The organism is Lysinibacillus sp. PWR01, from assembly GCF_043359455.1.
Taxonomy (GTDB): Bacteria; Bacillota; Bacilli; order Bacillales_A; family Planococcaceae; genus Lysinibacillus; species Lysinibacillus fusiformis_F.
Map to the genome: position 1 here is coordinate 1 of NZ_JBHERJ010000069.1, position 7,178 is coordinate 7,178.

At 41.6% G+C, this 7,178-nt stretch carries 5 protein-coding genes and 17 tRNA genes; 4 read left to right on the top strand and 18 right to left on the bottom strand.

The annotated features are described in order from the left end of the window. Positions 1-274: 274 nt before the first annotated feature. Positions 275-1,345 (bottom strand): cysteine desulfurase family protein, encoded by a 1,071-nt coding sequence (locus tag ACEVFT_RS14425; protein WP_393950524.1) that lies wholly within the window; start codon positions 1,343-1,345, stop codon positions 275-277. Between the two features lie 100 nt (positions 1,346-1,445). Between ACEVFT_RS14425 and nadB the strand changes: the two genes are divergently transcribed. From nadB to ACEVFT_RS14445, 4 genes are all read left to right on the top strand, one after another. After that, entirely contained in the window at positions 1,446-3,032 is a 1,587-nt protein-coding gene (nadB, locus tag ACEVFT_RS14430; RefSeq protein WP_393950522.1) for an L-aspartate oxidase, read from the top strand. Further along, on the top strand, positions 2,989-3,849 hold the full coding sequence (gene nadC, locus ACEVFT_RS14435; protein WP_393950523.1) for a carboxylating nicotinate-nucleotide diphosphorylase: 861 nt from the start codon (positions 2,989-2,991) through the stop codon (positions 3,847-3,849). Before nadB ends, nadC begins: the two co-directional genes overlap by 44 nt. Then, positions 3,836-4,939 (top strand): quinolinate synthase NadA, encoded by a 1,104-nt coding sequence (gene nadA, locus ACEVFT_RS14440; RefSeq protein WP_205445159.1) that lies wholly within the window; start codon positions 3,836-3,838, stop codon positions 4,937-4,939. The genes nadC and nadA overlap by 14 nt, the downstream gene beginning before the upstream one ends. A 166-nt stretch (positions 4,940-5,105) precedes the next feature. Then, the gene (locus ACEVFT_RS14445) at positions 5,106-5,540 is read left to right on the top strand and encodes a VOC family protein (RefSeq protein ID WP_205445161.1); all 435 of its coding nucleotides are present in this window, start codon (positions 5,106-5,108) and stop codon (positions 5,538-5,540) included. Between the two features lie 27 nt (positions 5,541-5,567). Here ACEVFT_RS14445 and ACEVFT_RS14450 read toward each other — a convergent pair. The 17 genes from ACEVFT_RS14450 to ACEVFT_RS14530 form a co-directional block, all read right to left on the bottom strand. Beyond that, positions 5,568-5,639 (bottom strand) — tRNA-Glu (locus ACEVFT_RS14450). Between the two features lie 2 nt (positions 5,640-5,641). Further along, positions 5,642-5,732: transfer RNA gene (locus ACEVFT_RS14455), tRNA-Ser, on the bottom strand. Between the two features lie 10 nt (positions 5,733-5,742). Then, positions 5,743-5,819 (bottom strand) — tRNA-Asn (locus ACEVFT_RS14460). Between the two features lie 4 nt (positions 5,820-5,823). After that, positions 5,824-5,900: transfer RNA gene (locus tag ACEVFT_RS14465), tRNA-Ile, on the bottom strand. 1 nt (position 5,901) lies between these two features. Continuing rightward, a tRNA-Gly gene (locus ACEVFT_RS14470) sits at positions 5,902-5,975 on the bottom strand. A 5-nt stretch (positions 5,976-5,980) separates the two neighbouring features. Beyond that, positions 5,981-6,056, bottom strand: a tRNA-Phe gene (locus tag ACEVFT_RS14475). A gap of 58 nt (positions 6,057-6,114) precedes the next feature. Beyond that, positions 6,115-6,190: transfer RNA gene (locus ACEVFT_RS14480), tRNA-Asp, on the bottom strand. Positions 6,191-6,193: 3 nt separating this feature from the next. Continuing rightward, positions 6,194-6,268 (bottom strand) — tRNA-Met (locus ACEVFT_RS14485). Positions 6,269-6,321: 53 nt separating this feature from the next. After that, positions 6,322-6,414, bottom strand: a tRNA-Ser gene (locus ACEVFT_RS14490). A 15-nt stretch (positions 6,415-6,429) separates the two neighbouring features. Continuing rightward, positions 6,430-6,506, bottom strand: a tRNA-Ile gene (locus ACEVFT_RS14495). A gap of 6 nt (positions 6,507-6,512) precedes the next feature. Continuing rightward, a tRNA-Met gene (locus tag ACEVFT_RS14500) sits at positions 6,513-6,586 on the bottom strand. Between the two features lie 28 nt (positions 6,587-6,614). Further along, positions 6,615-6,690, bottom strand: a tRNA-Ala gene (locus tag ACEVFT_RS14505). Between the two features lie 16 nt (positions 6,691-6,706). Further along, a tRNA-Pro gene (locus ACEVFT_RS14510) sits at positions 6,707-6,783 on the bottom strand. Positions 6,784-6,792: 9 nt separating this feature from the next. Beyond that, a tRNA-Arg gene (locus ACEVFT_RS14515) sits at positions 6,793-6,869 on the bottom strand. Positions 6,870-6,877: 8 nt separating this feature from the next. After that, positions 6,878-6,966 (bottom strand) — tRNA-Leu (locus ACEVFT_RS14520). A gap of 5 nt (positions 6,967-6,971) precedes the next feature. Continuing rightward, a tRNA-Gly gene (locus ACEVFT_RS14525) sits at positions 6,972-7,046 on the bottom strand. 35 nt (positions 7,047-7,081) lie between these two features. Further along, positions 7,082-7,166: transfer RNA gene (locus tag ACEVFT_RS14530), tRNA-Leu, on the bottom strand. Positions 7,167-7,178: the final 12 nt, after the last annotated feature.

Genomic DNA, 7,178 nt, shown 5'->3' on the forward strand with positions numbered 1-7,178 from the left:
GTTATGTATCTCGTTTTGAAGTTGTTTACCTGTCCTTCAAGACAAGAATTATTGTATAACGTTTTCTAACATTATGCAATACTTTTTTATAAAAAAAAGAAATTATTACGTTTTGAAGATATTTTTGTTAAGTAAGAGAAATTATTGCCCTGCAAAATATTATAGCAATTGTTGTTTCAAAAGAAAACAATTATTTTATTTTGTATATTTTCTTAACTTATAATCTATTTGAAAACAAGTGAAGAACATAGAAAATCCTTCACTCGTCTTTACATTAAATATTTGAAAGCTCTATTTTTAATTTTACAATATCATCAAAAGTGGTAGAAGGACCAAAAGATATTCTAAAAAATTGGCGTGCCGCTTCTAAAGAGAAACCCATTGATAAAATGGCCTTTGTTCCAGATTCACTATGAATATCACATGCGCTACCCGTAGAGATACAAATTCCTGCCTCATTTAACTTTAAAAGAACATATTGCCCCTCTACTTTCTCCATCATTACCCCACAAATATTAGGTAGTTGCTGTTTACACTCAACAAGTTGACATGTTTCAGATAAATCATTTTTGAAAAAATTTCTTAAAGTCTCGTAATGTTGCAATTCATAATGATAGTTTTCAATTGCTGCCGCAAAGGCCACAATTGCAGGAGTATCTAATGTTCCCCCTCTTAGCCCTCTCTCATGTGTTACACCTGGTGTTAATGCAGGTACACGAATTGCGGGGTTCAGATATACAGCACCACACCCCTTTGGTCCACCTATTTTATGAGCTGAGATGGTAATCGCATCTGCTCCTTTTGGTATAGGTAGTTTGCCAAATGATTGCACACAATCAACATGACAGAAAATATTTGACTTTCTTGCCATCTCTACGATTTTCTCCACAGGCTGGATAGAACCAATTTCAGAATTGACATGTTGAATGGTAATCAAAGCTGTATCTTCACGAATTGTTTGTTGCAATTGGACCAGATCAACGCAACCATCCTTCTGCAATGGTAATTTCGTTACAACAAAGCCCTTTTTCTCAAGTGTATTCAAAGCTGCATGCACAGACGTATGTTCGGCTTGAGATGAAATAATGTGTTTTCCTTTTTTAGAGGCTAGCGCTAATGACAAGATGGCTATGAGATTTCCTTCAGTTCCGCTCCCTGTAAAAATTACACCATCACTATTTACGCCTAGAGCATGGGCTACAACATTTCTTGACTGCTGGACAAAATAAAGGGCTTGTCCCCCTAGATCATGCAGACTTGCACTGTTTCCATAATAACGTTGTGCAACCTCTACATATGCCTCAAGAGAATTCCTCGTCATAGGTGACGTTGCAGCATAATCCATATAAATCATTGTCTTCTTCCTCTCAAGTTCATCAGGTCTTGTTTTCTTTTTTATTTTATGTAAAGATAGGTGTCAAGACAACTGTAAAGAAGGTATAACTATGGATGTAAAGACAGACGTCCTTATCATTGGTAGTGGTATTGCTGCACTTCAGGCTGCTTTACTGCTTGAAAAACATTTTCAAATACAAATTGTTACAAAATCATCTATATATATGAGTAGCTCTTATCGTGCACAAGGTGGCATTGCTGCTGTTACAAGTGAGGAAGATCATATTCAACACCACATTGCTGATACATTGAAAGCTGGAGAGTATCATCATGAGAAAAGACATGTTGAAACACTTATAAAAAACGGCACTGCAATTATGCAGAAATATCTAAAGAATGGTCTCCCGGTTGATCGGCAGGTTGACGGAAAACCTGCTCTAGGACTTGAGGGAGCACATAGTCACCATCGTATTCTACATGCAGGTGGTGATCGTACAGGTCAGGTTTTCATAGATTACTTGCTTCATCAACTTTCACCAAAAACGAAGATAAATTGCTATGAAATGGCTTATGAGCTTTTACGTAATACAGATGGTGACTGTGTGGGAGTACTCACTAAAGAAGAAAAAGGTACAAAACGCTATTGGGCTCATCATGTGATTTTAGCGACAGGCGGTGCAGGTGCCCTCTATTCAAGTACATCTAACTTTCCAACCAATACAGGCGATGGGATCGCATTAGCATTTCGAGCAGGTGCTGCCATCAGTGATATGGAATTTATGCAATTTCACCCAAGTCTGCTTTGGTGCAAAAATGAAGCAAAGGGATTAGTTTCTGAAGCTGTCCGGGGAGCTGGCGGTATCTTTGTCAATGCACAACGTCAGCCGATTATGACGGGCTTGCATGCCCAACTTGACTTAGCTCCAAGACATATTACGGCACTAGCACTATTTACAAAACGTGCTGCAGGTGAAGAAACGTTCATTGATATTGCAAACATTCAAGACTTTGAAGCAAAATTTCCAACAATTGCTCAGCTTTGTCATGACAATCAAGTTCATTTACAAGATGGTCTAATCCCCGTGGCTCCAGGAAGTCATTTCTTAATGGGTGGTGTTATTGCTGATGACAAAGGAAGAACTACTATACCTAACTTATATGCAGTAGGTGAGGTTGCCTGTACAGGTGTACATGGTGCGAATCGTTTAGCAAGTAACTCACTATTGGAAGGTATTACATTTGGTCAAAAAATGGCGCAATTCATTATTCAAAAAGGGTGTCATCAAAAAAACTTTTTACTTGAAAACCAACAATGTACTGATATGATGCCACCTTTATTTAGCAAACCGCAATTACAGCAGCACATGATGCAATTCTTAGGTATTGTCAGAAATATTGATGATTTGCAGCGTTTTGCTCAGCAATTACCTTCCATGCAATCTCTTCTTCACGTTAATTTAGAAGGGCTAGAACAAGCTGAGTTGGAATTATTTATGATGCACGTAGTCGCAACATTAATGGCACATGCAGCCATTACACGAACGGAAACACGTGGTGCCCACATTCGTACGGATAAATCCGAAATGGATGCACAATGGGCAAGCCGATGGATTATTTTTTCGCAAGGACAAATGAAAGTGAGGAACTCATTGTATGAATATCATCAAACTCGAGGAAATGCTCAAGCAATTTTTTAATGAGGATTTAGGAGATGGGGATTTATCGAGTGAATTTATCTTTTCAGCCGAACAGCAGGGGTCTTTTTCCTTTTATGCTAAAGAAAACGGGATTTTTTGTGGGGCTCTCATTATTGAGTATGGCTTTCTCCTACTCGATCGATCAATCGAAGTTAATCTTCATAAAAAAGATGGAGAGATGGTTCAGTCAGGTGATGTGCTCGCTGTGATTAAGGGTCCCTTACAAAAGTTATTAATAGGTGAGCGTGTCATTTTAAATCTTATTCAGCGTATGTCTGCTATTGCAACGGCGACCCATCTTGCCGTTCAAGAAACCGTAGGTACGCATGCAAAAATATGCGATACTCGTAAAACAATACCTGGACTGCGTATGCTGGATAAATATGCTGTTCGAATCGGTGGTGCTTTTAATCATCGTAATGGTCTGTATGATGCAATCATGCTAAAGGATAATCATATTGCCTTTGCTGGTAGCATAACAAATGCAGTTCAATCCGCTAGAGCGAAGGTTGGTCATACTGTAAAAATCGAAGTTGAAATTGAAACAAAAGAACAGCTAGAAGAAGCTATCAACGCTGGAGCAGATATTATTATGTTTGATAACCGTAGTCCAGAAGAGATACGTGCATGGCTTCCCACTGTCCCTCCTTCTATTGCAACTGAAGCATCTGGGGGCATCACACTTGAAAATTTAAAGGCATATGCCCAATCGGGTATTCAGTGGATTTCACTTGGCTCCTTAACACATTCAGTTAAAGCTTTTGACATTAGTGCACTCGTTCAAATGAAAGGAGATCATTCCCTTGTCCATCACTAGTTTATTACAACAAACGACACTACTTCCTGAGCATTATCGGGCACTATCCGTAAAGGAAATGGAATCTCGTATTTTATCAATAAAGAAAAAATTAGGTCCTAAATTATTTATTCCTGGGCACCATTATCAAAAAGATGAGGTCATTCAATTTGCTGATGCAACTGGGGATTCTTTACAGTTAGCTCAATTATCCGCAGCAAATAAGGAAGCTGAACACATCGTATTTTGCGGCGTGCATTTTATGGCAGAGACTGCTGATATGCTGACAACAAAACAACAATATGTCTATTTGCCAGATATGCGTGCTGGTTGTTCAATGGCTGATATGGCAGACATTTATCAAACTGAACAAGCATGGCCGATTCTTCAAGAACTCTTTGGTGATACGATTATCCCTCTAACCTATGTCAATTCAACTGCAGCTATTAAAGCCTTTACTGGAAGACATGGTGGTGCTTGTGTCACTTCATCGAATGCTAAGGAGCTTGTTCAATGGGCATTTACACAAAAACAGCGTATCTTCTTTTTACCTGACCAACATTTAGGAAGAAATACTGCCTATGACTTAGGTATTCCTCTTGAAAATATGGCTGTTTGGAATCCTCATAAGAACATGCTCGAAACAACAGAGTCCCTTGAAAATATTCAGGTTATTCTTTGGAAGGGTCACTGCTCTGTGCACGAAGGTTTCACAGTTCAACATACAGAGATTATTCGCAAAGCACACCCAACTATGAGAATTATTGTTCACCCTGAGTGCAGTCGTGAAGTTGTAGCAGCAGCTGATGATGCAGGCTCCACAAAATACATTATTGACACAATCAATCGCGCTCCGAGCGGATCTTCATGGGCCATTGGAACAGAAATGAACTTAGTCAATCGCATTATTAAGCAGCATCCAGATAAACATATTGTCTCTTTAAATGAAAACTTTTGTCCTTGCTTAACAATGAATCGTATTGACCTGCCGCATTTGTTATGGAGCCTCGAAAGTATTGAGCAGGGGCAACCTCATAACCGTATACAAGTAGATGAACATACTACTGCTGAAGCACTTAGCTCACTTGAAAGAATGCTAGCTAGAGGATAAATAGATAGGCTTTATCAACAGAAAGGTTGTATAAATAACCTTTCTGTTTTTTATGGTGATATAACATCTGCTTTAAATAATTTAAATGTCTGCCATTTTTGCCCACAATGCTAAAATTGACATGACTTAAGGCGCTATGATACTGTCGATTTGGAGGTGATACTAAATGGCTTTTCAATCGAAAAATATCTTTATCAATTTACCAGTGAAAGATCTAAACAAATCTATCAACTTTTTTAAGGAATTAGGTTTTGAGTTCAATCAACAATTCAGTGATGAAACAACGGCCTCAATGATTATTAGTGAAAATATCTTTGTATTAATAATGGTGGAAGAACGATTTAAAGGGTTTAGTAAGAAAGAAGTTACAGATACTACTACTTCTGCAGAAGCAATCTTATGCCTTTCTGCCGAAAATCGAGAACAAGTAGATCAATTAGTGAATAAGGCACTTGCCTCTGGTGGTAAACCTTATAGTGAACCACAAGATCACGGATTTATGTATGGTTGGGGTTTTCAAGATGTAGACGGGCATATCTGGGAAGTAGTTTATATGGACGAAAATGCATTGAATCTATCTATGAATATAAAAAAACAGTAGATGCAGTTGCATCTACTGTTTTTAGTATGACCCGTACGGGATTCGAACCCGTGTTACCGCCGTGAAAGGGCGGTGTCTTAACCACTTGACCAACGGGCCCATGGCGGAGAAGGAGGGATTTGAACCCTCGCGCCGGTTACCCGACCTACACCCTTAGCAGGGGCGCCTCTTCAGCCTCTTGAGTACTTCCCCAAAATAAAAATGGCTCCGAAGGCAGGACTCGAACCTGCGACAACCTGATTAACAGTCAGGTGCTACTACCAACTGAGCTACTTCGGAATAATGGTGGGCCTAAATGGACTCGAACCATCGACCTCACGCTTATCAGGCGTGCGCTCTAACCAGCTGAGCTATAGGCCCTTGGAGCGGGTGATGGGAATCGAACCCACGACATCAGCTTGGAAGGCTGAGGTTTTACCATTAAACTACACCCGCATAAATGGTGGGTCAGGACGGAATCGAACCGCCGACACTTAGAGCTTCAATCTAATGCTCTACCAACTGAGCTACTGACCCATTTCGTCCATGCTAAGCTTGCTCACTCTTTTGCTTCTCATGACTTTTATTTTAAAAATGGCGGTCCCGACCGGGATCGAACCGGCGATCTCCTGCGTGACAGGCAGGCATGTTAACCGCTACACCACGGGACCTTTTGGTTGCGGGGGCCGGATTTGAACCAACGACCTTCGGGTTATGAGCCCGACGAGCTACCACTGCTCCACCCCGCGATAATTTTATGCTGTTTCGAGTTTTTAAAGCACCATTTATAAAAATTTAAAACTGGAGGAGGTAGAGGGATTCGAACCCCCGCGCGGTGTTACCCGCCTGTCGGTTTTCAAGACCGATCCCTTCAGCCAGACTTGGGTATACCTCCGTTACAATATATAAATGGTGGACCTTGCAGGACTCGAACCTGCGACCGGACGGTTATGAGCCGTCTGCTCTAACCAACTGAGCTAAAGGTCCTTAAGATGGCGGCAGAGGGGATCGAACCCCCGACCTTACGGGTATGAACCGTACGCTCTAGCCAGCTGAGCTACGCCGCCAGGATCTTTATACTGGTTAATTTACTTATGGTGGAGCCTAGCGGGATCGAACCGCTGACCTCCTGCGTGCAAGGCAGGCGCTCTCCCAGCTGAGCTAAGGCCCCATAAATTTTTAGGAAATGGTCGGGAAGACAGGATTCGAACCTGCGACCCCTTGGTCCCAAACCAAGTGCTCTACCAAGCTGAGCTACTTCCCGTTGTTCTTTTGGCGCGCCCGACAGGAGTCGAACCCATAACCTTCTGATCCGTAGTCAGACGCTCTATCCAATTGAGCTACGGGCGCATTTAAGATGGTGCCGAGGACCGGAATCGAACCGGTACGGTAGTCACCTACCGCAGGATTTTAAGTCCTGTGCGTCTGCCAGTTCCGCCACCCCGGCACATTTGGAGCGGAAGACGAGGTTCGAACTCGCGACCCCCACCTTGGCAAGGTGGTGTTCTACCACTGAACTACTTCCGCATGTGCATAAGTTTTTTATCTGGCAATGAAAATAATGGTGCGGGTGAAGGGAGTCGAACCCCCACGCCTTGCGGCGCTAGATCCTAAGTCTAGTGCGTCTGCCAATTCCGCCACACCCGCTTATTATTATTT